Annotated in this window: 24 protein-coding genes; 16 read left to right on the forward strand and 8 right to left on the reverse strand. The window is 60.7% G+C overall.

Translation table 11 applies throughout. The features are described 5' to 3' along the window. Nucleotides 1-71: 71 nt before the first annotated feature. Nucleotides 72-797 (reverse strand): LuxR family transcriptional regulator, encoded by a 726-nt coding sequence (locus ACS4RR_RS10000; RefSeq protein ID WP_017965175.1) that lies wholly within the window; start codon nt 795-797, stop codon nt 72-74. Between the two features lie 123 nt (nt 798-920). Between ACS4RR_RS10000 and ACS4RR_RS10005 the strand changes: the two genes are divergently transcribed. Then, nucleotides 921-1,115, forward strand: a complete 195-nt coding sequence (locus tag ACS4RR_RS10005; RefSeq protein ID WP_017965174.1) for a hypothetical protein — start codon at nt 921-923, stop codon at nt 1,113-1,115. A gap of 174 nt (nt 1,116-1,289) precedes the next feature. Here the strand turns inward: ACS4RR_RS10005 and ACS4RR_RS10010 are convergent, their stop codons facing one another. The 3 genes from ACS4RR_RS10010 to ACS4RR_RS10020 form a co-directional block, all read right to left on the reverse strand. Further along, nucleotides 1,290-1,505, reverse strand: coding sequence for a hypothetical protein (locus ACS4RR_RS10010; protein ID WP_456190177.1), 216 nt, complete (start codon nt 1,503-1,505; stop codon nt 1,290-1,292). A 158-nt stretch (nt 1,506-1,663) separates the two neighbouring features. Further along, nucleotides 1,664-1,903, reverse strand: coding sequence for a DUF2934 domain-containing protein (locus ACS4RR_RS10015; protein WP_017965172.1), 240 nt, complete (start codon nt 1,901-1,903; stop codon nt 1,664-1,666). A gap of 25 nt (nt 1,904-1,928) precedes the next feature. Further along, nucleotides 1,929-2,135: a hypothetical protein gene (locus ACS4RR_RS10020; protein WP_017965171.1), complete on the reverse strand. Its 207-nt coding sequence runs from the start codon at nt 2,133-2,135 to the stop codon at nt 1,929-1,931. 359 nt (nt 2,136-2,494) lie between these two features. Here ACS4RR_RS10020 and ACS4RR_RS10025 point away from each other — a divergent pair, with 359 nt between their 5' ends. Together ACS4RR_RS10025 and ACS4RR_RS10030 are read left to right on the forward strand one after the other, a co-directional pair. Further along, nucleotides 2,495-2,878, forward strand: coding sequence for a BRA0787 family protein (locus ACS4RR_RS10025; protein ID WP_222386328.1), 384 nt, complete (start codon nt 2,495-2,497; stop codon nt 2,876-2,878). Between the two features lie 220 nt (nt 2,879-3,098). Next, the gene (locus tag ACS4RR_RS10030) at nt 3,099-3,512 is read left to right on the forward strand and encodes a DUF4174 domain-containing protein (protein WP_017965169.1); all 414 of its coding nucleotides are present in this window, start codon (nt 3,099-3,101) and stop codon (nt 3,510-3,512) included. Nucleotides 3,513-3,574: 62 nt separating this feature from the next. Here ACS4RR_RS10030 and ACS4RR_RS10035 read toward each other — a convergent pair whose 3' ends face one another. Next, nucleotides 3,575-4,285 (reverse strand): GntR family transcriptional regulator, encoded by a 711-nt coding sequence (locus ACS4RR_RS10035; protein ID WP_162115916.1) that lies wholly within the window; start codon nt 4,283-4,285, stop codon nt 3,575-3,577. Between the two features lie 267 nt (nt 4,286-4,552). On the opposite strand from ACS4RR_RS10035, the gene ACS4RR_RS10040 reads away from it, so the two are divergent. The 8 genes from ACS4RR_RS10040 to ACS4RR_RS10075 all read left to right on the forward strand — a co-directional run bounded on the left by ACS4RR_RS10040 (nt 4,553) and on the right by ACS4RR_RS10075 (nt 11,739). Next, nucleotides 4,553-5,641 carry an ABC transporter ATP-binding protein gene (locus ACS4RR_RS10040; protein ID WP_170255222.1) on the forward strand — a complete coding sequence of 363 codons (1,089 nt, stop codon included), beginning with the start codon at nt 4,553-4,555 and terminating at the stop codon, nt 5,639-5,641. A gap of 53 nt (nt 5,642-5,694) precedes the next feature. Next, nucleotides 5,695-6,993, forward strand: coding sequence for an ABC transporter substrate-binding protein (locus ACS4RR_RS10045; protein ID WP_170262225.1), 1,299 nt, complete (start codon nt 5,695-5,697; stop codon nt 6,991-6,993). Nucleotides 6,994-7,255: 262 nt separating this feature from the next. Continuing rightward, on the forward strand, nt 7,256-8,170 hold the full coding sequence (locus tag ACS4RR_RS10050) for an ABC transporter permease (protein WP_017965165.1): 915 nt from the start codon (nt 7,256-7,258) through the stop codon (nt 8,168-8,170). Nucleotide 8,171: 1 nt separating this feature from the next. Continuing rightward, on the forward strand, nt 8,172-8,993 hold the full coding sequence (locus tag ACS4RR_RS10055) for an ABC transporter permease (RefSeq protein ID WP_017965164.1): 822 nt from the start codon (nt 8,172-8,174) through the stop codon (nt 8,991-8,993). 1 nt (nt 8,994) lies between these two features. Beyond that, complete coding sequence (locus ACS4RR_RS10060) at nt 8,995-9,738, forward strand: aspartate/glutamate racemase family protein (protein ID WP_456190040.1); 744 nt, start codon at nt 8,995-8,997, stop codon at nt 9,736-9,738. Nucleotides 9,739-9,742: 4 nt separating this feature from the next. Next, a complete protein-coding gene (locus tag ACS4RR_RS10065) occupies nt 9,743-10,354 on the forward strand; it encodes a flavin reductase family protein (protein ID WP_456190041.1) in 612 nt (203 codons plus the stop codon). A gap of 130 nt (nt 10,355-10,484) precedes the next feature. Next, a complete protein-coding gene (locus ACS4RR_RS10070; RefSeq protein ID WP_456190042.1) occupies nt 10,485-10,982 on the forward strand; it encodes a heme-degrading domain-containing protein in 498 nt (165 codons plus the stop codon). 133 nt (nt 10,983-11,115) lie between these two features. Further along, on the forward strand, nt 11,116-11,739 hold the full coding sequence (locus ACS4RR_RS10075; RefSeq protein ID WP_456190043.1) for a DUF2799 domain-containing protein: 624 nt from the start codon (nt 11,116-11,118) through the stop codon (nt 11,737-11,739). Between the two features lie 9 nt (nt 11,740-11,748). Here the strand turns inward: ACS4RR_RS10075 and ACS4RR_RS10080 are convergent, their stop codons facing one another. Next, the gene (locus ACS4RR_RS10080; protein ID WP_260296657.1) at nt 11,749-13,008 is read right to left on the reverse strand and encodes an AGE family epimerase/isomerase; all 1,260 of its coding nucleotides are present in this window, start codon (nt 13,006-13,008) and stop codon (nt 11,749-11,751) included. Nucleotides 13,009-13,283: 275 nt separating this feature from the next. On the opposite strand from ACS4RR_RS10080, the gene metH reads away from it, so the two are divergent. The 3 genes from metH to ACS4RR_RS10095 all read left to right on the forward strand — a co-directional run bounded on the left by metH (nt 13,284) and on the right by ACS4RR_RS10095 (nt 17,997). Next, entirely contained in the window at nt 13,284-17,057 is a 3,774-nt protein-coding gene (metH, locus tag ACS4RR_RS10085) for a methionine synthase (protein ID WP_260296655.1), read from the forward strand. Nucleotides 17,058-17,365: 308 nt separating this feature from the next. Then, complete coding sequence (locus tag ACS4RR_RS10090; protein WP_260296649.1) at nt 17,366-17,599, forward strand: type II toxin-antitoxin system Phd/YefM family antitoxin; 234 nt, start codon at nt 17,366-17,368, stop codon at nt 17,597-17,599. Further along, nucleotides 17,596-17,997: a type II toxin-antitoxin system VapC family toxin gene (locus ACS4RR_RS10095; RefSeq protein WP_456190044.1), complete on the forward strand. Its 402-nt coding sequence runs from the start codon at nt 17,596-17,598 to the stop codon at nt 17,995-17,997. Before ACS4RR_RS10090 ends, ACS4RR_RS10095 begins: the two co-directional genes overlap by 4 nt. Nucleotides 17,998-18,000: 3 nt before the next feature. Here the strand turns inward: ACS4RR_RS10095 and ACS4RR_RS10100 are convergent, their stop codons facing one another. After that, nucleotides 18,001-18,765, reverse strand: coding sequence for a GntR family transcriptional regulator (locus ACS4RR_RS10100; RefSeq protein ID WP_260296647.1), 765 nt, complete (start codon nt 18,763-18,765; stop codon nt 18,001-18,003). Further along, nucleotides 18,762-19,646 carry a glucosamine kinase nucleotide-binding domain-containing protein gene (locus ACS4RR_RS10105; RefSeq protein WP_456190045.1) on the reverse strand — a complete coding sequence of 295 codons (885 nt, stop codon included), beginning with the start codon at nt 19,644-19,646 and terminating at the stop codon, nt 18,762-18,764. Before ACS4RR_RS10105 ends, ACS4RR_RS10100 begins: the two co-directional genes overlap by 4 nt. A gap of 529 nt (nt 19,647-20,175) precedes the next feature. On the opposite strand from ACS4RR_RS10105, the gene ACS4RR_RS10110 reads away from it, so the two are divergent. Further along, nucleotides 20,176-21,435, forward strand: coding sequence for an ABC transporter substrate-binding protein (locus tag ACS4RR_RS10110; protein WP_456190046.1), 1,260 nt, complete (start codon nt 20,176-20,178; stop codon nt 21,433-21,435). 218 nt (nt 21,436-21,653) lie between these two features. After that, the gene (locus ACS4RR_RS10115; RefSeq protein WP_017965152.1) at nt 21,654-22,601 is read left to right on the forward strand and encodes a carbohydrate ABC transporter permease; all 948 of its coding nucleotides are present in this window, start codon (nt 21,654-21,656) and stop codon (nt 22,599-22,601) included. Nucleotides 22,602-22,607: the final 6 nt, after the last annotated feature.

Below are 22,607 nucleotides of genomic sequence, written 5' to 3' on the forward strand. Positions count from 1 at the left end.
CGTGGAAAGCAGAATGGTTCAGGCGGGCCGGATCGGAAATTCCCTCAGATGGGCCCCCTCAGATGAGGGGATCAGGGATTGATGATGCGTAGCTGCACGGCCCGCGAGGCGGCGGCCGAGATCGTGGCGCAGCCGAGCTTGAAGCGGGCGGTCTTCAGATAATCGCGGGTGGTGTGCTCGGATATGCCGAGGATGACCGAAATATCCTTGTAATCCTTGCCCAGCGCCGTCCAGTGCAGACATTCGATCTCACGCGGCGACAATGCCGGCACCGGATCGTTTTCGCCATGCAGCTCGTAGACGGCCTTGCGGTGGATCAGGTGGGCGATCTCGATCCATTCATTGCGGCAGCGGCGGACGAGCTCGGCCCATTCCTCGGCCGGTATGCGGGCATTCAGCGACAAGAGCGCACGACGTTGCGCTTTGTCGGCGACGGGAATGGAGTAGCCGTTGCCGCCGATGCCGTGCTTCTGCGCATCGACCAGCATGGCATAGGCCTCGGGCGTCGGCTCGACCTCACTCCAATCGAAGGGCAGCTGGCGTTCGAAGCCCTGTTTGACGATGGGATCGACCTTCACATAGCTGTTCAGGAGGTAGCGGGAGACCCAGGCATCCGGATAGGTGGTGCGTACGAAGGGCGAATCGATCTTGGCCGCGATCGTCTGGGCGAGATGGTAAGTCACGAAATCGAGGGCATATTCTGCCTGGAGAATGCGGATGGCGGCATCCACATTGGCCGCAGCCTTGATCTGTTCGAAAGCGGGCTCGAACTTTTCGCTGTAGGTATTCTCAATCATTTCCACTGCCCCAATTCCCTCAATCTTACCGTGAGGACCGCCATAAATACAAGGCATCCCCACATATGCGGGGAATGACAATCCGGGCCCCATCTGCTAGCGCCTGTCATGAGGAGACCTCATATGGACAGCAAGAGACCATTCGCGATTGCCGAATGCCAACAGGCCGCCAAGGGCCTGAAATCCAGCTGGCAGGACATGGCAGGCTCCGAAGCGCTGATCCGCGCCCTCGTTGCCGAACGCAACGGCGACACGCCGCTGGCGCTGTTCTGGACCGAGGTCCACCGGGCGCTCTGCCAGGAAAGCAACGCTTTCTGACGATCGCCTTCCCGAGGGGCTCAGGCTTTTCTCCGCAATTTAGACAGGGCAATGATGCCAGTCGGCAGGAAAATCCCACCGCCATCTACCAGATTGCCGATGAAGACGTCTTCATTCATGTCGTGATTCGATTTCGCGGCGAAAGGATCGAGACGTAGCGTTCTGGATCTATGGTTAAGAAATCCGTATCATTTCATCGATTTGTTCCGAAACGGTTGGCGAAGCGTTTGCAGCAGGAGCAATGGTGCTTGTGGAAACGGTTACATTCCGTCGCGCCTTTGTAGCGCCGGCAGAATTTCGGATATCATCACCGATGTATGGAATGGAATGACTGAAAAGCGTGTGCATCTGGTCTTCAAGACCCATCTCGATATCGGCTTTGCCGATCATGCCGAGAAAGTCTGCGGCAATATCAGGAGCGCTTCATTCCGCAGGCGATCGAGACGGGCAACCCCAATAAGTGGGGAACCAATTTCCCGATGTGGTGGCAGGGAAATTTTCAGGCGCGCTTCCGGCTCAGCCTCGGCTGAGCCGGAGGCAGGGAAGGCTTAGCCGACCTTTGTCGAAGGATTGACCCAGTCCTGACGCGGCACTTCGGGCCGCTGCGGTTTCGGACGAAACTTCACCAGCACCTCGCGACCATCGACAGAGGCTTGCGTGCGTTCCAGCGCATCGCGTTCGGAAACGGCCTGGCGCCAATGCTCGTCATCGCGGCCATCGGGCCGGCCCTGTTCTTCCCAAATCGCGTAAGCTCTCTTGCTGATCCATTCGTGGCGTCTGTCGCTCATCGATCCATTCCATTCATCAAAAGCGTTATTCGGCAATTCTGTCCTGCAGGACCGGTGGCCGGCGCTTGGCTGCCATCAGCAGGTCGAGCTCGATCGAGGAGGGCCCGAAACGGGTGAACAGGCTCTCAGCCTGGTCGTTTCGGAGGCCGTATTTGGAGGCGAATTCATCAAGGCTGTAGGGACGGCCGCGCAGGATTCTGCTCCGGCGCTCCGGTTCACGTATTTGCGTCATTGGTGGTAACCCCAGTCGGTTTGGCGGATGCGGGAACAAAACAGATTACAATGCCAAAAGTTCCGTGATTTCGCAGCGATCTCTGCCCTTTGTCCCATTCCGGACCGATCTCAGGCGGGAGGCAAAAATATTTGACGAATGGCGCACGCCAAGAAAATTTCCACTAAAACATGCAAGAATATCATGGCGTTATGGAATTTGCTTCCATGCGCTGGGATAAATGGGCTTTACCCCAGCGCGTTACCCTATAGAATCAATCGTGTTATTCGGTTCGCAGGGGCAGCAAAACGTCCCGTTCCCCGCGTTGGCGCGACCGATACCGGAGGACTTTGGCTTCAATCCATCAAGAGGAGACAGACATGATCAATGCACTGCCGCCACTTCATGACGGCCATGCGCCGTTCGACCTCCAGCAGCTGTTTCGCGAAGCGCTCTATGCCTTCGAGGAATGGGACAGTGAATTGACCGAACCGATCGTGACCTACGAAGGACGGGTCATGCCCATCAGCTTCGTTTTCGAAGCCATGCGCGAATGCACCGACATCGTGCCGATGAACATCGTCGGCGCCGTCACCGAACGGCTGACCAAGCCGTGGGAAGGCGAAGGCCCGCTCGACCAGATGACATTCTCGACGGCGGCGCGTGTCATGGGCGTTTTGGTGCGCAAGCGCCTTCACGTCACCGGGGCTGCGGATATCGTCGCCGTTTCGGCCCACGCGTCCGAAGACCAGGGCCGCGACTGATAGGGTGAGGACCGCGGCCATGGCTGCGATCCTTTTTCGCTTTTTGGCGGAACCTCGCTTATTCCCAGCCGTTTAATTCGGCAGGCACAGCCCGCCACTACAGCGCCCTTTCCGAGAGTCGCAAAGGGCGCTGTAGCACGTGGAATTGCTGCATAATCCATCCCTAGATCGATGCCGATTTAAGAATTATGCAGTGGTGACGGGCGAGGAATGAAGCACCATGCTAAAATCTATTGTTCATGAAATCATCGGTACACCCAGGCGTGAGCCTGAGCTTCCGCAATCGCTCGAGCAGTTTCGCGACAGGAAACGGGTGCTGATCATCTTTGCCGATGCGCAAGATGACCGCGCGCTTATCCAGGACGAATGGCTGCGCAAGGCGCATATGCGCCTGATCGAGGAAGACGTCGAGGTGTTCAGCATCGCCGGCGGCGGCGCGTTTGCGCTGTTTGACGATGACTGGGAACTCGATGCCGACGATATTCGCGAGCGGCTGCAGGGGCCGCCGTCCGGCGAGTTCGGGCTGATCCTGATCGGACGCGACGGAACCGTTAAGCTGCGCTCGAGCGAGCCGATGAGCGCCGAGGATATCTTCGCTGCCTTTGAGATGTTGCCGAAGAAGACGCCTTGGTAGCGTTTCGAAAGCCATTTGAAGCGGGCGCGGTGAAGCATCCGCGTCCCGCGTCTTTTGCATGTTCAGAGTTCGAAGGCTTCCTTGAGGCCCAGGCTCTTGCGTTCGCGCAGGTCGAGATCGGCCTCGATATGGGCGATGTGATGCAGCATCAGCTGGCAGGCGCGGTCGAGTTCGTCGGCTTCGATCGCCGAGATGATGTCACCGTGTTCGGAATGGCCGCAGCTCGATGCGGTCGACTGCCCGTAGAGCGCAATCACCAGAGACGAGCGGGCGACAAGCTCTTCCATGAAGCGCTGCATGATTGAGTTTCCCGATAAGGCCGCCAGCATCAGATGAAAATCGCCCGATGCCTTGATTTCGGCGCGGCGCGCCGTCTGGCCACGCTCGCTCATCAGGCGGCCTTCTTCCAGCAGAAGCTGTCGCAGATGGGTAATGTCATCAGGCGTGATCCGCGCCGCTGCCTCGCGCAAAATGCCGGGTTCGACCAGCCGGCGGGCGGAAAAGATCTGACGAGCCTCTTCCGGCGAGGGATAGGCGACGAAGGCGCCGCGGTTCTTCTCGACGCTGACAAGACCTTCATAGGACAGCGCCTGCAGGGCGGCGCGGGCAAGCGTGCGGCTAACATTGAAGAGATTGCCGACGTCGCCTTCCGAAAGCTTGGTGCCGGGCGAGAGCCTGCGCTCGACGATCGCTTCGCGAATGGCATCGCGGATCTGTTGCGCGCCTGTTTCGGCGGAGTCTTCGGCCTGCTGAGCCTTGGCGGCGGATTTCATGAAATTTATTTCCCGATGGTCGGCAAAGCATAGCCATGTTCGCAGCAAAAGTTAAACAGATTTTGTCCCGGAATTGGTGGTGAGATTGTATACGATATTTTGCACAAATTGCGCACGATAGCCTAAATCATGTGCAGATAGCGCTGCGCCTATAATTTGCTCTCTCAATGGCGCTTTTGATAAAGTCATTGTCTTGCAATAGCTTACCTCAAGACACGGAGTCTGGCACGGCAGATGCATCGTCTTTTCCGAACAGGGGAACGCATGATGTCGAAAGCGGCAGAGATCGATATAGTATCCGTTTCGAAGGCCTACGGCGCGACGACGGCGGTCCATGCGATCAGCCTGAAGATTCCGGCCGGCTCCTATTGCTGCTTCCTCGGTCCGTCGGGCTGCGGCAAGACCTCGACGCTGCGCATGATCGCCGGCCATGAGAGCATCTCGTCGGGCGACATCAGGCTCGGCAATGTCGTCGTCACCGATTTTCCGCCGGCCAGGCGCGGCACGGCGATGATGTTCCAGTCCTACGCGCTCTTCCCGCATCTCGATTTGATCGACAACGTCGCCTTCAGCCTCAAGATGAAGGGCGTCGATAAGCAAGAGCGCCGGGCCAAGGCGCTCGAGATGCTGAAGCTGATGCAGATGGAGGGTTATGCCAACCGGCGTCCGGCCCAGCTTTCCGGCGGCCAGCAGCAGCGCGTGGCGCTGGCGCGCGCGCTGATCACCGATCCGGAAGCGCTGCTGCTCGACGAGCCACTGTCGGCGCTCGATCCGTTCCTGAAGATCCGCATGCGTGCCGAACTCAAGAAACTGCAGAAGACGCTCGGCATCACCTTCGTGCACGTCACCCACAGCCAGGAAGAGGCGATGGCGCTCGCCGACGTCATCGTCATCATGAATGACGGCCGGATCGAGCAAGCGGCGGCACCGCGCGAGGTCTTCGAGCGGCCGGCGACGGCCTTCGTCGCGCGGTTTATGGGCGATCACAACGTGCTGTCCGGCCGGGTGACCTCGAGCGAGAACGGCGTGCTCGTCATGACCGTACCGGAAGGTCAGAGCTTTTCCGTGCGCGGGACGGGCAGGGAGGTCGGCGAGCCGGTCGATATCGGCATCCGCACCGACCGCGTGCGGCTGCAGGTGGCGAGCGAATGGACACTCGGCTTCGATGGCATCGTCTCCAACATCGAATATCGCGGCTCTTCCGTGAAGATCACCGTTCTCGGCGCCGGCAGCGACGACTTCACCGTCATCGCTGACGACGCTGAATATTTCGCCCGGCCGGTTGCCGTCGGCGACACCGTTTCGCTCAGCTGGGCGCCCGAAGATGCCGTGCTTCTCGGCCGACCTTCTGCATAAACCATCACCATCAAGAACCATGAACCTTCCATATCAAGAAAAGGGGAACTGACATGACGACTGAAACGACATCGACCAAGGCGGAGAAGGGTCTTTCCCGCCGCACGCTGCTGAAGACGGGTGCTGCCGCCGTCGGCGCCATCGCCGGCTCCGGCGCGATTACCGGCTTTCCCACCATCTGGGCGAAGACGAACATCACGCTTCGCCAGTTCGGCACCGGCGTTTCCAACATCAATGCCATCGCCGAGAAGTGCAAGGCCGATCTCGGCATCACGCTGGAAATGACGGCAACCGATTCCGACGCCGCCGCCCAGCGTGCCGTCACCCAGCCCGACAGTTACGATATTGCCGACATCGAATACTGGATCGCCAAGAAAGTGTTCCCGACCGGCGTCATGCAGCCGATGGATGTCAAGAAGCTGAAATATTACGACAAGATCGTACCGCTGTTCATCAATGGCAAGCTGAAGGCAGACAGCGTCATTGCCCAGGGCACGGCGCCGCACACGGTCGGCTTCGTCGAGGCGCAGGGTTCCAAGAAGTTCGCCAAGGAGCCGACACAGTGGATGACGATGGTTCCGACCATCTACAATGCCGACACGCTCGGCATCCGCCCCGACCTTACCGGCCGTCCGATCACCAGCTGGGCCGATATTCTCGATCCGGCCTTCAAGGGCAAGACCGCGATCCTCAACATCCCGTCGATCGGCATCATGGATGCGGCGATGATCATGGAAGCCTCGGGCAAGATCAAATATGCCGACAAGGGCAACATGACGAAGGAAGAGATCGACAAGACGATCGAGTTCCTGATCAAGACCAAGGGCGACGGCCAGTTCCGCGCCTTCTGGAAGTCGTTCGACGAAAGCGTCAACCTGATGGCCTCGGGCGAAGTCGTCATCCAGTCGATGTGGTCGCCGGCTGTCGCCGCCGTCCGCTCCAAGGGCATCGCCTGCACTTTCCAGCCGCTCAAGGAAGGCTACCGCGCCTGGGGCGGCGGTCTCGGCCTTGCCTCGCATCTCAAGGGCGCTGAGCTCGATGCCGCCTATGAATACATCAACTGGTACACATCGGGCTGGGTCGGCGGCTACCTCAACCGCCAGGGCTATTACTCCGCCTGCATGGACACCGCCAAGCAATTCATGTCGGCCGATGAATGGGGCTACTGGATCGAAGGCAAGCCGGCTGCCGGCGACATCCTGTCGCCTGAAGGCAAGGTCATGGAGAAGGCCGGCGCCGTTCGCGACGGTGGCTCCTTCGAAGCCCGCATGGGCGCGGTGGCCTGCTGGAACTCCGTGATGGACGAGGACCGCTACATGGTCCGCCGCTGGAACGAGTTCATCGCTGCCTAGGCACGTCGAGAGGGCGGAGAGCTACTGTCTTTCGCGATGCTCAAGACGTCGCTTCGCTCCGCCCCCTCATCCGACCCTTTGGGCCACCTTCTCCCCGCTGGAGAGAAGAGGGAGTCCGTGGCCACGTCGTGAGACAAAATCAAGGTTCGCGGTGGACTAGGCGCTGCCGCGAATCTCTTCTCCCCAGCGGGGAGAAAGTGCCGGCAGGCGGATGAGGGGGCGGCACGCACCTTCGTTCCAAATCAGAACGGAGAACCGGATCATGGCGACCATCGCAGCGGAAACGGAGGAGGATGGGCAGGGCGCGCGCGGCGGGCGTGGGCTGAGGCTTTCTCCATCGGCGATATCCTATCTCCAGGCGACGCCGCTGTTCGTCATTCTCGGCTTCTTCTTCCTGCTGCCGATCGCCATGATCGCCGTCGTCAGCTTCTGGGACTACGACTTTGCCGGCCTCTATCCCGATTTCCTGACGATGAACTACACCGAAACGCTCGGTTCGTGGGTGACGTGGAAGACCTATCTCAACACGCTGAAATTCACAGCGATCGTCTGGTCGCTGACGCTCGTCATCGGCTTCTGGGTCGCCTATTTCCTGGCCTTCCACATCCGCAAGACCTCGACGCAGATGATCCTCTTCCTCGTCTGCACCGTGCCGTTCATGACGTCGAATATCATCCGCATGATCTCGTGGATCCCGGTGCTCGGACGCAACGGCCTCGTCAATTCGACGCTGATCGAGATGGGCATCATCCCCAAGCCGATCGAATGGCTGCTCTATTCCGATTTCGCCGTCGTGCTCGCCATGGTGCATCTCTATACGCTGTTCATGGTGACGCCGATCTTCAACACGCTGATGCGCATCGACCGGTCGCTATTCGAGGCGGCGCGCGATGCCGGCGCCTCCGGCTGGCAGGTGTTATGGAATGTCGTCATCCCGCTCGCCAAGCCCGGCATGGCGATCGGCACGATCTTCGTCGTCACGCTCGTCATGGCTGATTTTTCGACAGTGCAGGTGATGTCCGGCGGCCAAAGCGCCTCGGTAGCGCTGATGATGAAAAACCAGATGTCGCTGCTGCAATATCCGGCCGCTGCCGCCAACGCCGTGGTGCTGCTCGCCGTCGTGCTGTTGATGGTCGCGGCCATCCTGCGTGTTGTCGACATCCGCAAGGAGCTTTGAGATGAGCCACGAAAAACGCGGCCTGGAATTCTACCTGCTGGCGCTCTTCTTCGTCATCTTCGTGCTGTTCCTCTACGGCCCGCTTTCGGCGATCCTGATCCTCTCCTTCCAGGGGCCGGATGGCGGCCTGACCTTCCCGATGAACGGCGTTTCCACCCATTGGTTCTTCAACCTGTTCGAGAAGCAGGCGGTCGGCGATTTCGGCGCCTCCTTCCGCCGCTCCTTCACCCTGGGGCTGATGGTGATGGCGGTGACCGTCGTCGTCTCGCTGCTCGCCGGCCTTGCCTTCCGGCGCCGTTTCCCCGGTTCGACGGCGCTGTTTTATGCCACGGTCGCAAGCCTCGTCGTGCCGTCGATCATCATCTCGCTCGGCATCGGCGTCGTCTTCCAGGAGGGTGGCCTCAAGCCTGCCTGGTATTCGTCGGCCTTCGGCGCCCATCTGACCTGGACGCTGCCTTTCGGCGTGCTGATCATGTTTGCCGTCTTCAACCGCTTCTCGCCGGCTTATGAAGAGGCGGCGCGTGACCTTGGCGCCAGCTCCTGGCAGACGTTCTGCCATGTCGTGCTGCCTATGATCGCCCCCAGCCTGATCGGCGTCGGCCTGTTCGGCTTCACGCTCTCCTATGACGAATTCGCCCGCACGCTGATGACATCAGGCACCTACAACACGCTGCCGCTCGAAATCTATGGCATGACGACCAACGTCACGACGCCGGTGCTCTATGCGCTCGGCACGGTGACGACGCTGTTTTCCTTCACAATCATTCTCCTTGCGCTCGGCATCATGACGATGCTCAGCCGGCGGCAGGCAAAGATAAACTGACATGCGCATCCTCATCGTCAATCCGAACACCACGGCCTCCATGACCGACAAGGCCGCGACCGCCGCGCGTGCGGTGGCGGCATCCGGTACGGAGATCATCGCCGCCACCTCGCGCATGGGGCCGCTTTCCATCGAGGGACATTACGACGGGGCCTTAGCGATCCCCGGTCTGCTCTCCGAACTCAAGGAGCGACAGACGGCGGGTTATGACGCGGCCGTTATCGCCTGCTTCGACGATACCGGGCTCGAAGCGGCGCGAACCTTCGCCGATGTGCCGATCCTCGGGCTCTGCGAATCTGCGGTGGTGACGGCGGGCTTTCTGGCGCAGCGCTTCACCGTGGTGACGACGCTGGAGCGGTCGCGGGTGCTGATCGACAATCTGGTGCGCCGCTACGGCATGGGCGACCGCGCCAAGGTGCGCGCCTCCGACATCCCGGTGCTGGAGCTGGAAGATCCGGCCTCGGGCGCGATCGGCAAGCTCAGAGCCGAAATCGAGCGGGCGCTTTTGGAAGACGGCGCCGAGGCGATCGTGCTCGGCTGCGCCGGCATGACCGATCTGGCGCGTGAGCTGCAGAAGATCTACGGCGTGCCTGTCGTCGATGGCGTTGCCGCCGCCGTCAAGCAGGCCGAAGCGCTGGTGTCGCTCGGACTTTCCACCAGCAAGCGCGGCTCCTACGCCTCGCCGCTGCCGAAGCCTTTTGCCGGGGCGATGAGCGGTTTCTCGCCGGTCCTCAAGGTCGGCTGAACCGATGTCCGTCTCTTTCGATTTCAAGCAGCTCACCGAGCGCCAACGCTACAAGCTGATGATCGGCACGATCATCCCGCGGCCGATCGCGCTGGTGACGACGGTCGACGAGAATGGCCGGATCAACGCCGCACCCTTCAGTTTCTTCAACTGCCTTTCGGCCGATCCGCCGATCCTTGCGATCGGGGTCGAGAACAATGCCGACATGTCGTTCAAGGACACCGGCCATAATATCCGCATGACCGAGGTGTTCACGGTCAATATCGTCTCCTTGGCCATCGCCGAGGCGATGCATGTCTGCGGCGCCAAATATCCGCGCGGCGTCGACGAGTTGAAGGAAGCCGGCCTGACGGCGATGCCGGGCGAGAAGGTCGCCTCGCCCTTCATCGCCGAGGCGCCGGCCGCTTTCGAATGCCGGCGGCATCTGACGCTGGAGCTCGGCCGCTCACGGCAGATCGTCATGGGCGAGATCGTCTATGCGCATTACCGCGACGGGGTCGTCGATCCGGAAAGGCTGCATGTCGATCCGGCTGCGGTCGATGCGATTGCGCGGCTCGGCGGCGATACCTGTGCCACCATCCGCGACCGTTTCGAGATGCTGACGCCGAAGCTTTGACACAGAGCATTTCCGTTTGCGCAGTTTTGCTGGAATTGCTCCAGGGATAGGTCCAAGATTTTGCTTTACTTTTTTGCTCCTCGCGAGAATGGTCGGCTACGGATCATCGCGGCAGAGGAGCGCTTTACCCATGATAATCGAGGACGATCTCAGCCGGATCGCGGAGCAGGAGAAAGTGCTGAGCTTCGATGCCTTCGACCTGACGACGGCATGGCAGCTCGGCAAACTCCTGCACGAACTCGCCACCGAGCGCGGCCTCGGCATCGCGATCGACGTGAGCCTGCATTCGATGCCGGTCTTCTATGCGGCACTGCCGGGTGTAACGCCTGATAACGTCAACTGGGTCCGGCGCAAGCGCAACATGGTACTGCGTTATTTCCGCAGCAGCTATGCCTGCGGCCTGAAGCTGCAGAAGGATGGCAAGACGGTCGAGGATAACGGGCTTTCCGGCGCCGACTATGCGCCGCATGGCGGCAGTTTCCCGATTAACGTCAAGGGTACCGGCTGCATCGGCGCGGTCACCGTCTCAGGACTGCCGCAGCGTGACGACCACAATCTCGCGGTCGAGGCGCTGGCGCTGATGCTCGCCAAGGATCTGGATACGCTGCGGCTCGCCCCGACGCTTTGATGCGGCCTGTCCCGCCGTAATTTTGACAGAAAAAAGCCATGAAAACTGCAAAATCGCGTCGCCGCTCCGGTGACGCGGGCTTGTCCTGCGGCTAGGATGCGGCATCGCCCTCCTTCATCCTACCCGGGACGCCATGATCCGTTTGTTTCTTGCGCTTGCCGTCACCATCGGCTTCGGCCTTTTCCTTGTCTCCTGCAATACGCTGTCCAAGGAGGAATGCGTCGCCGCCGACTGGCGGGTAATCGGCGAGAGCGACGGGGCGGCGGGCTACGAGCCGCAACAGCGCTTCGCCGCACATGCGAAATCCTGCGAGCGGATCAAGATCGTGCCCGATCAGACGATCTGGTTTCAGGGATATCAAATGGGGCTGGTGCGCTACTGCACGCCACTCAGCGGGCTTGCGCGCGGCCAGGCGGGCAGCGGCTACGCCAATGTCTGCCCTCAGGAGACCGCGCCCGGTTTCCTGCGCCGCTTCGGCCTCGGCAGCAAGCAGCACGAGCTGCAGTCACGCCTTAGCTCGATGCAGAACGATTATAGTTCGAAGGAGACTGATATCGACGATCTTTCCGACAAGCTGCGGGATGCCAAGGATGGCGACCGCACGGAACTTCGCCGGCGGATCGAGGATCTGGAAGACGACATGCACGACATCCGCCGCGATCAGCGCGACGTGCAGGACGAACTCGACCGTATCAGCAGTGACGTCGGATGGTTCCAGCGGAACCCGAACGCCGAACTGCCGGCGCCGGGTTACTGATCCCCGACCTCAGAGCTTCCCGCCGGCCTCGGCGATGCCCTTTGTCAGGCTGCCGGTTGCCGGGAAAAGCGGAATGAGGCAGGCCTGCAGGGCGTGATAGATATCGCCTTTGCCGGGGAACAGCGAGTGGGAGGGAACGAGATGTTCCGTCAGCTCCTCGTGCCAGCCGCCGTTCTTGTGATCGATGAAGGCGCGTTCGATCACGTTCCAGATCTTGCGGTAGCTCTCCTCATGGAAATCGCTCGGCAGGTGCTCGTTGAGAAAATGTGCGGCAGCCACACCTTCGCAAGCCGGCCACCAGAGCTTGTTGCGCTTGGCGGGCTTGTCGTCCCAATCGAGCGTATAGAAGAAGCCGCCCTTGTCGTTGTCCCAGCCGAGCGCCATGGATTGGGCGAAAAGCGCCTTGGCCGCATCCGGCATCCACTCGATCCGTTTGCCGCCGAGCGCCCAGAGCTGCAGGATGAGGCGGGCCCATTCCAGCCAGTGGCCGGGCGTCGTGCCGGCCGGGCGGAACATTTCGTTCGGATGATAGTAAGTCTTGTCGAGGTTCCATTCGGCGTCGAAATGCTCGGCAACGCGCCAGTCCACCGAGCCGGCGGCGCGGCGGATGACGAGATCGGCGATGCTTTCGGCCTTGGTCAGGTATTCCCTGTCGCCGGTGGCTTCGAAGGCGGCCATCAGTGCTTCGGTCAGGTGCATGTTGGAGTTCTGGCCGCGATAGGCGCCGCCGTCGAGCGGCTGCCAGTCGGCGGTGAATTCCTCGGCGATGGCGCCGTGCTTCGCTTCCCAGAACTTCGTGTTGAGGATCTTGGTGATATCGGCCAGCATGCCGTCGGCAAGCGGATGGCCGATGGTCTTTGCCGCTGAGGCGGCGAGCAGCACGAAAGCATGGCCATAGCCCTGCTTGTCGGAATCGACGGGACCGTCATTGTTGAGCGACCAGAAATAGCCGCCGTTTTTCCGGTCTCGATGATGGTTCCAGATATAGTCCATGCCGTGGTCGACGACGTCGGAGGCTCCGGGGCGGCCGAGCAGCGCGCCGATCGAGAAGCAATGCACCGCGCGCGCCGCGATATGGATGCCGCGAACCTGGCCCTCGGCGTCGAGAGGCCTACCTTCGTCGTCGAGATCGTAAAAGCCGCCCTTGGGATTGACCGAATTGTGCTGGAAGAAATCGAAGAGACCGTTCGCTTGGGTCAGCAGCCAGCTGCGGTGATAGGCGCGGCTCGCCCAGTTTCCAAGGACGGCGTTGCCGATTGCGGGTGCCATGATACTCCTCCGATTTCGTGCACAAAGCGTTGTAAACGCCTATATAGGGGTCGGACGAGTCTGTCATCCGGCGAGATATCGCATTGGCCCGCAAAGCGGGATCGTTCTTCGGAGGCACGATGCGTCGATTCAAACTATTACAACGTCCTTTGCGCGTCTGAAAAGACGCGCGGCGCTGTAGGCTTACAAAGCACGAAATTGACAGGCATATATTGACATAAAGATATCTTTATGTGATTTGGATGTCTGGTCTTACGACGTCAAGGAGCCTTCCCGTGTTTGATAATCTCTTTGGTCCGGAAACGGGCAAACGTGACGGCAGTGAAGTTTTCGCAGCTTTGAGACAAGCCGCGAGCGAGCGCATCCTTGTTCTCGACGGCGCCATGGGCACGCAGATCCAGGGTCTCGGCTATGACGAAGACCAGTTTCGCGGGACGCGCTTCATCGGCTGCGCCTGTCACCAGAAGGGCAATAACGACCTTCTGATCCTGACCCAGCCGGACGCGATCGAAGAGATCCATTACAGATACGCCAAGGCCGGCGCCGATATTCTCGAGACCAATACCTTCTCTTCGACCCGCATCGCGCAGGCCGATTACGAGATGGAAGGTGCCGTCTACGACCTCAACAAGGAAGGTGCGGAGATCGTGCGCCGGGCGGCACAGCGCGCCGAGCGCGAGGATGGCCGCCGCCGTTTCGTTGCCGGCGCCATCGGGCCGACCAACCGCACCGCCTCGATCTCGCCCGATGTCAACAACCCCGGTTTCCGCGCCGTCACCTTCGACGATCTGCGTTCCGCCTATGGCGAGCAGATCGACGGTCTGATCGACGGCGGCGCCGACATCATCCTGATCGAGACGATCTTCGACACGCTGAACGCCAAGGCTGCGATCTTCGCCTGTGAGGAGCGCTTCGAGGCCAAGGGCGTGCGCCTGCCGGTGATGATCTCGGGCACGATCACCGATCTTTCCGGCCGCACGCTGTCCGGCCAGACGCCGTCGGCCTTCTGGAACTCGGTGCGTCACGCCAATCCCTTCACGATCGGCCTCAACTGCGCGCTCGGCGCCAATGCGATGCGCCCGCATTTGCAAGAGCTTTCGGGTGTTGCCGACACCTTCATCTGCGCCTATCCGAATGCCGGCCTGCCAAACGAATTCGGCCAGTATGACGAAACGCCGGAGCTGATGGCGGCGCAGATCGACGGCTTCGCCCGCGAGGGCCTCGTCAACATCGTCGGCGGCTGCTGCGGCTCGACGCCGGAGCACATCAAGGCGATCGCCGAGACCGTTGCGAAATACAAGCCGCGGCCGATTCCGGAGCATCGCCCCTTCATGTCGCTGTCGGGCCTCGAACCTTTCGAACTGACCAAAGATATCCCCTTCGTCAATGTCGGCGAGCGCACCAACGTCACCGGCTCGGCCCGCTTCCGCAAGCTGATCACCAACGGCGATTTCACCGCAGCGCTCGACGTCGCCCGCGATCAGGTCGAGAACGGCGCCCAGGTGATCGATATCAATATGGACGAGGGACTGATCGATTCCGAAAAGGCGATGGTCGAGTTCCTCAATCTGATCGCTGCCGAGCCTGACATCGCCCGTGTGCCCGTCATGATCGACTCGTCGAAATTCTCGATCATCGAATCCGGCCTGAAGCGCGTCCAGGGCAAGCCGATCGTCAATTCGATCTCGCTGAAGGAAGGCGAGGAGAATTTCCTCGCCCAGGCGCGGCTGCTGCACAATTACGGCGCTGCCGTTGTCGTCATGGCCTTCGATGAGACGGGGCAGGCGGACAGCTACCAGCGCAAGGTGGATATCTGCACGCGCGCTTACAAGCTGCTGACCGAAAAGATCGGCTACCCGCCCGAGGACATCATATTCGACCCGAACATCTTCGCTGTCGCGACCGGCATCGAGGAGCATAATAACTACGGCGTCGACTTCATCGAGGCGACGCGGACGATCCGCGAGCGCATGCCGCTGGTGCATATTTCGGGCGGTGTTTCGAACCTATCCTTCTCGTTCCGCGGCAACGAGCCGGTGCGCGAGGCGATGCACGCCGTGTTCCTCTACCATGCCATCCAGGCGGGTATGGACATGGGCATCGTCAATGCCGGCCAGCTTGCCGTCTACGACAACATCGATCCCGAGCTGCGCGAGGCCTGCGAGGACGTGGTGCTGAACCGCCGTCCCGACGGAACCGAGCGGCTGCTCGAAGTGGCGGAGAAATTCCGTGGCGGCGCGGCACGCGAAGGCCGCGTCCAGGATCTTTCCTGGCGCGAATGGAGCGTCGAGAAGCGCCTCGAGCATGCGCTGGTCAATGGCATCACCGAATATATCGAGGCCGATACCGAGGAGGCGCGCCAGCAGGCCGCTCGGCCGCTGCACGTCATCGAAGGGCCGCTGATGGCCGGCATGAACGTCGTCGGTGACCTGTTCGGTTCGGGCAAGATGTTCCTGCCGCAGGTGGTCAAGTCGGCGCGCGTGATGAAGCAGGCGGTGGCCGTGCTGCTGCCCTACATGGAAGAGGAAAAGCGTCTCAATGGCGGCGAGGAACGCCGGTCGGCCGGCAAGATCCTGATGGCGACGGTCAAGGGCGACGTGCACGATATCGGCAAGAACATCGTCGGCGTCGTGCTTGCCTGCAACAATTACGAGATCGTCGACCTCGGCGTCATGGTGCCGGCGACGAAGATCCTCGAAACGGCCATTGCAGAGAAGGTCGATGTCATCGGCCTCTCCGGCTTGATCACGCCGTCACTCGACGAAATGGTGCATGTCGCCGCCGAGATGGAGCGCCAGGGCTTCGAGATCCCGCTTTTGATCGGTGGTGCGACGACCAGCCGCGTGCATACGGCCGTGAAGATCCATCCCGGCTACAATAAGGGGCAGACGGTCTACGTCACCGATGCGAGCCGCGCCGTCGGCGTCGTCTCCGCACTGCTGTCGCCGGAAACGCGACAGAGCTATGTCGACGATATCCGCACTGAATATGCCAAGGTGGCGGCCGCCCATGCGCGCAGCGAGGCCGAGAAGGTGCGCCTGCCGTTGCCCCGGGCTCGAGAGAATGCCCACAAGATCGACTGGTCTGCCTACCAGCCGGTGAAGCCGCAATTCTTCGGCACGCGGGTGTTCGAGGATTACGATCTGGCCGAGCTTGCCAAATACATCGACTGGACGCCGTTCTTCCAGACCTGGGAGCTGCGCGGCCGGTACCCCGCCATTCTCGACGACGAGAAGCAGGGCGAGGCGGCGCGTGCGCTCTGGGCCGATGCGCAGGCGATGCTGAAGAAGATCATCGATGAGAAGTGGTTCCGCCCGCGCGCCGTCATCGGCTTCTGGCCGGCCGGCGCGGTCGGCGACGATATCCGGCTGTTCACGGACGAGAGCCGCAAACACGAGCTTGAGACCTTCTATACGCTGCGCCAGCAGCTTTCGAAGCGGGACGGGCGGCCGAACGTGGCGCTCTCCGACTTCGTGGCGCCTGTCACAAGCGGTGTTCAGGATTATGTCGGCGGCTTCGTGGTGACGGCGGGGATCGAGGAAATCGCCATCGCCGAGCGTTTCGAGCGGGCGAACGACGATTATTCGTCGATCCTCGTCAAGGCGCTGGCCGACCGCTTCGCCGAAGCTTTTGCCGAGCGCATGCACGAGCAGGTGCGACGCGAATACTGGGGCTATGCCAAGGACGAGACGCTCAGCAAGGAGGATCTCATCACCGAAGCCTATGCCGGCATTCGCCCGGCGCCCGGTTATCCTGCTCAGCCCGACCACACCGAAAAGGCAACGCTGTTCAAACTGCTAGACGCCGAAAAAGCAGCCGGCGTGAAGCTGACGGAAAGCTATGCGATGTGGCCCGGCTCCTCGGTCTCCGGCCTCTATATCGGCCATCCCGACTCCTATTATTTCGGCGTCGCCAAGGTGGAGCGCGATCAGGTGGAAGACTATGCGGCCCGCAAGGGCATGCAGGTTTCGGAAGTCGAGCGCTGGCTCGGACCGGTGCTGAACTATGTGCCGCGCAAGGCGGACGAGCAGATCGAGGACGCGGCCTGATTGCCGAGTCTTCGCGGTCGCTTAGAGCATGATGCCGAAAAGTGTGAGCGGTTTTCGGACGACATCATGCTCTAACTATATAATGTAGAACAGGATTCAGATTTTAGGCCGACCCGGCCTAAAATCATCCTATTCTATGGCGGCGTCCTCAGAGATTGGTTCAATAAATGAAAAGCCGGAAGGGGGTCGCCTTCCGGCTTTTATGATTTTGATGCGGCTGATAATTACCCGCATTCAGGCTATTTGAATTTGATAGCGCAATTGACGATGCGGTGGCATGCTTAGCCAAGTTAGCTAATGAGGCGACGATGCAAGTTACCATCCATGCCGCAAAGACCAATCTGTCGAAATTGATCGACGCTGCCCTTTCCGGTAAGGAAGTGGTGATCGCCAAGGGACGCAAGCCTGTCGTGAAGATCATTCCGATTGTGCAGTCTTCCTTCAAGATCGGGCTGCTCAAGGGACAAGTTGTTGGAAATGGCCCCGACTTTTTTGAGCGCATGGATCAGGACGAGCTTGCGCCTTGGGAAGGGGGCGAGTGAACTCGCTGCTGCTCGACACCCATGCTTGGGCATGGTCGCTGATCGGCGATGAGCGGCTCTCGGCCAAGGCAATTGCTCTGATCGAAAAAGCGGAGACGATTTTCGTCAGCCCAATATCGCTATTTGAAATCGGGCAGAAGGTTCGTCTCGGCAAATGGCCGGAGATGGAGCCTTTCATTGGCCGGTTGCCGGAACTGCTGCATGAACAGGGTGGCATTGCCGCGGCATTGACACCGGAAATCTGTCTGACCGCAGACATGATGGACTGGACACATCGCGATCCGTTCGACCGGCTTCTTGCCGCGACCGCCATGCAGAATGGGCTACCGCTTATCTCCGCCGATGCGATCTTCGATGATCTTGTCGGAAATCAGCTCTGGATCGCCCGCTTCTGGTAAGGCTTACGTCACTGCAATCGTCAGTTCCGCGACAAAATCATAGGCATCGCCGCGATAGAGCGAGCGGGTGAATTCGACGGCGCGGCCGGAACCCAGGTAGGAGATACGCTCGATCGACAGGCCGGCCGCGCCGACGGAGACGCCGAGAAGCTGGGCGTCGGCCTCCTTCATATTGGTTGCCGAGATACGCTGCACGGCGCGCACCGGGCGGACCTGGAGGCGTTCGAGCTCGGCATAGAGCGAATTGGTGACGGCTGCGGGATCGGGAAGGAACTCGCCGGAGACGCTGGCATTCTCGATCGCCAGCGGCTGGTCGTCGGCGATGCGCAGACGGGAGAGGCGCGAAACCTTGACGTCGGTACTGAGGCCAAGGATCATCATCTCGTCGGGCGAGGGGGTGTGGATGCCCTTATGCAGCCATTCGGAGCGCGAGGACATGCCGCGGCGCGCCATATCCTCGGTAAAGGAGGTAAGCTGCGACAGGCGCTGCTCGACCTTGGAGACCGGCTTGGCGACGAAGGTGCCCGAACCGTGACGGCGCACCAAGAGGCCGTCGGCGACGAGTTCGTCTATCGCCTTGCGCACAGTGACGCGACTGACGGCGGCGAATTCGGCGATGTCGCGTTCCGGCGGCAGCGCATCGCCGTGACCAAGCGTGCCGGTGCGCACGGCTGCTTCGAGCGTGCGGCGCAGCTTGACGTAGAGCGGCCCCGTGCCGGCTGCCTGCAGGCGCTCCAGAGAAAGGAGGGTGGCGAGGTCATCGGTCATGCCGCACCCCTCTGGCCGTCGTTCATGAGCTTGACCGCAAGCTCCACTGCGCCCTGCAGGGCATCGCCCTTCGGTCTGGCAAGCAAAGGCTTGTAACGTTCAGAAAGCCACGGCTCATAAGCTTCGGCAAGACCGCCGAGCAGGCAGATCGACGGGCATTCGGGCCAGAGCAGTGCTTCGAGACTTTCGCCGATCGCCGTTGCCGCCTCCGTGACGATGGCGACTGCCACGGCATCGCCCTTAGCCGCATGTTCGAAGACGGTGGGGGCGTAACGGGCAAAATCCTTCGGTCTTGCCGAATGGGCGAATTCGGCGATGCGCTCGGGATCGTTGCCGTATTCGGCCAAAGTCGCGTCGGTGATCGGCGATGCCGGGCGCACCCCGTCATGGGCGAGCAGCGATCGTTCCAGGAGATCGCGGCCCAGACGGGCACCGCTTGCCTGGTCGCCGACAACGAAACCCCAGCCGCCGATGCCGTTCAGCCGGCCGTCCCTACGGGCATTATAAACCGAGCCGGTGCCGAAGGCGCCGACGATGCCGTCGGCATCGCCGAGCGCGCCCTGCAGGGCGATCAGCGCATCGGTGACAACGCGGCCTTCGGCAAACGGCAGGGCCTTTTCGATCTGCCTGCCGTAATCGCCGACATTGGCGCCGGCGACGCCGACGACGGCTGCGACGGCGGAAAGGGTTTCATCGGCAAGCCCGGCATCGCCGAGCGCCTGCCGGGCGGATTCGACGATATTGAGAAGGGAGTTTTCCAAATCCGACAGGATGTTGGCAGGGCCGGATCTGCCGCGGCCGATGACATTGCCGTTCCTGTCCGCGACTGCGGCCCGGCAGCTCGTTCCGCCGCCGTCTATGCCGATTGCAAGCTCCGTCATCGGGCCTCCGAATATGCCGTTCCCCACGGTCTTCAATACAATACCAAAAAAATACCATTTACCAAGTGGCAATGATGGAGAAAATTCATCTTTTTATCGTGTTGATTTTGCTTCATAAAATTTTTAGATCGATTTTATCTGGCCAAAAGGTTAAATTCGGCTGGACAATTGGTATTTTTTTGGCCTTAATTCGGTAACAAGGGAACAGCACTTCGAGGCCCACGAAAATCGGCAGTTAAGCCGAGCCGGAACCGCTTCGAGGATGATCAAGAGAACGACCTGCCGGCCCGTCAAGCTGGTGGCGAAGCTCAGGCATCCATTGGCTTTCCCCATCATTTCGCCGCTCCCGGTGTAGCCGCCGGGAAGGCGCGCAGTTCGGCCGCAGGCGATCCGCCTTCGTGTCCGTCGAGCTTTCGGGACCGGCATTGCTGACGGTCCTCCAAGGGGCGTTGGGTGTTGGCTCAGACACACCAATTGCTTGTTTCAGATCGAAAACAGCGCCTAGCGGCGCTTAAAACAGGAGAGGGAAATGAAAAACACTGCTCTGAAAAGCCTGCTGCTTGCCTCCAGTCTGCTGACTTCAGCGGGTCTCGTCCACGCCGCCGACGTCACGCTGACGGTCGAAAGCTGGCGTAACGACGACCTGCAGATCTGGCAGGAGAAGATAATCCCGGCCTTCGAAGCGAAGAACCCGGGCATCAAGGTCGTCTTCTCGCCGACCGCGCCGACCGAATACAACGCCTCGCTGAACGCCAAGCTCGATGCCGGCTCCGCAGGCGATATCATCACCTGCCGTCCGTTCGATGCCTCGCTCGAACTCTTCAACAAGAAGCAGCTCGTTGACATCACCAGCCTGCCTGGCATGGAGAACTTCTCGCCGGTCGCCAAGGCCGCTTGGAGCACCGACGACGGCAAGTCGACCTTCTGCGTGCCGATGGCTTCGGTCATCCACGGCTTCATCTACAACAAGGATGCCTTCGACACGCTCGGCATCTCGGTGCCGAAGACCCAGGACGAATTCTACGCAGCGCTTGACAAGATCAAGGCCGACGGCACCTACATCCCGCTCGCCATGGGTACGAAGGATCTCTGGGAAGCCGCCACCATGGGCTACCAGAACATCGGCCCCAACTACTGGAAGGGCGAGGAGGGGCGCAAGGCTCTGATCGAAGGAAAGCAGAAGCTGACGGATCCCGAATGGGTCAAGCCCTTTGAAGAGCTTGCCAAGTGGAAGCCCTATCTCGGCGACGGCTTCGAAGCCCAGACCTACTCCGATAGCCAGAACCTGTTCACGCTCGGCCGGGCCGCGATCTATCCGGCTGGTTCATGGGAAATCGCGCTGTTCAACAGCCAGGCTCAGTTCAAGATGGGTGCTTTCCCGCCACCGGTTCCGAAGGCAGGTGACACGGGCTACATCTCCGACCACCCGGATATCGGTGTCGCCCTGAATGCCAAGAGCACCCATGCCGAAGAAGCCAAGAAGTTCCTCAGCTGGGTCGCTTCGCCGGAGTTCGCCGATATCTACGCCAACTCGCTGCCGGGCTTCTTCAGCCTGAACTCCACCGCGGTCAAGATGTCCGATCCGCTCGCTCAGGAATTCGTTTCCTGGCGCGGCCCGTACAAGTCGACGGTGCGCTCGACCTACCAGATCTTGTCACGCGGCACCCCGAACCTTGAAAATGAGACCTGGGTCGAATCGGCCAACGTGATCAACGGCACGGATACGCCTGCGATTGCTGCCGAAAAGCTCCAGAAGGGCCTCGACAGCTGGTACAAGCCGGCCAAGTGATGTGATCAGGGGCGGCGTTTGCAGCCCCTCATCCGGCCTGCCGGCCACCTTCTCCCCGCTGGCGGGGAGAAGGAGACCTCGCAGCGACCTCCCAGCCCGATATCGTTTCTCAGCAGGGGCGTTTCCTCTCTTTCCAGGTGGCAGAGAGTTAGGGTGAGGCGCAACCGTTTCCACCTGTGCTGCGCCTTGCGGCCAGTCGACAAGAACAGGCAAAAGCCATGAGCGAAACCGACAACGCGGTCGATATCGTCCCGATCAGGCGCCCGGTGCGCTGGCACATCTTCGTCTTCATGTTGCCGGCCTTGATCGTCTATTCCGCCGTCATGGTGCTGCCGCTCATCGAAACGCTCAGGCTTTCGCTCTACAATACGGTCGATGGGCAGCCGGCCTTCGTCGGACTGGCGAATTTCAAGGTGCTGTTCGGCGACGCGCGCTGGGCGCGCGATTTCTGGAATGCGCTGGTCAACAACCTGATCTTCTTTGCCATCCACATGTGCGTGCAGAACCCGATCGGCGTGGCGCTTGCCGCCCTGCTTTCTGTGCCGAAGCTGCGCGGCGTCGCCTTCTACCGCACGGCAATGTTCCTGCCGACGCTCTTGTCGTTCGTCATCGTCGGCTTCATCTGGAAGCTCATCCTTTCGCCGATCTGGGGTGTAGCTCCCTGGCTGATGAGCCTTGTCGGCATGAAGTGGGCCTTCGCACCCTGGCTCGGGCAATCCGGTCCTGCGCTGATTGCCGTGTCGCTGATCTCGAACTGGCAATATATCGGCATTCCGATGATGCTGATCTATGCCGCATTGCTCAGCATCCCCGAAGAGGTGATCGAGGCGGCCGAATGCGACGGCATTACCGGTTGGGCCCAGTTCTGGAAAATCAAGCTGCCGCTCATCCTGCCGGCGATCGGCATCATCTCGATCCTGACCTTCGTCGGCAATTTCAATGCCTTCGACCTGATCTATACCGTGCAGGGGGCGCTTGCCGGGCCTGATATGTCGACCGACATTCTCGGCACGCTGCTTTACCGTACCTTTTTCGGTTTCCAGCTTCAGCTCGGCGACCGCTCGATGGGTGCGACGATCGCCACGGTGATGTTCCTGATCATTCTCGCCGGCGTCTCGCTTTATCTCTTCGTCATCCAGCGGCGCATGCGTCGCTATCAGTTCTGAGGAGCG

Source organism: Rhizobium zaerense (genome assembly GCF_051810725.1).
GTDB lineage: Bacteria > Pseudomonadota > Alphaproteobacteria > Rhizobiales > Rhizobiaceae > Rhizobium > Rhizobium leguminosarum_I.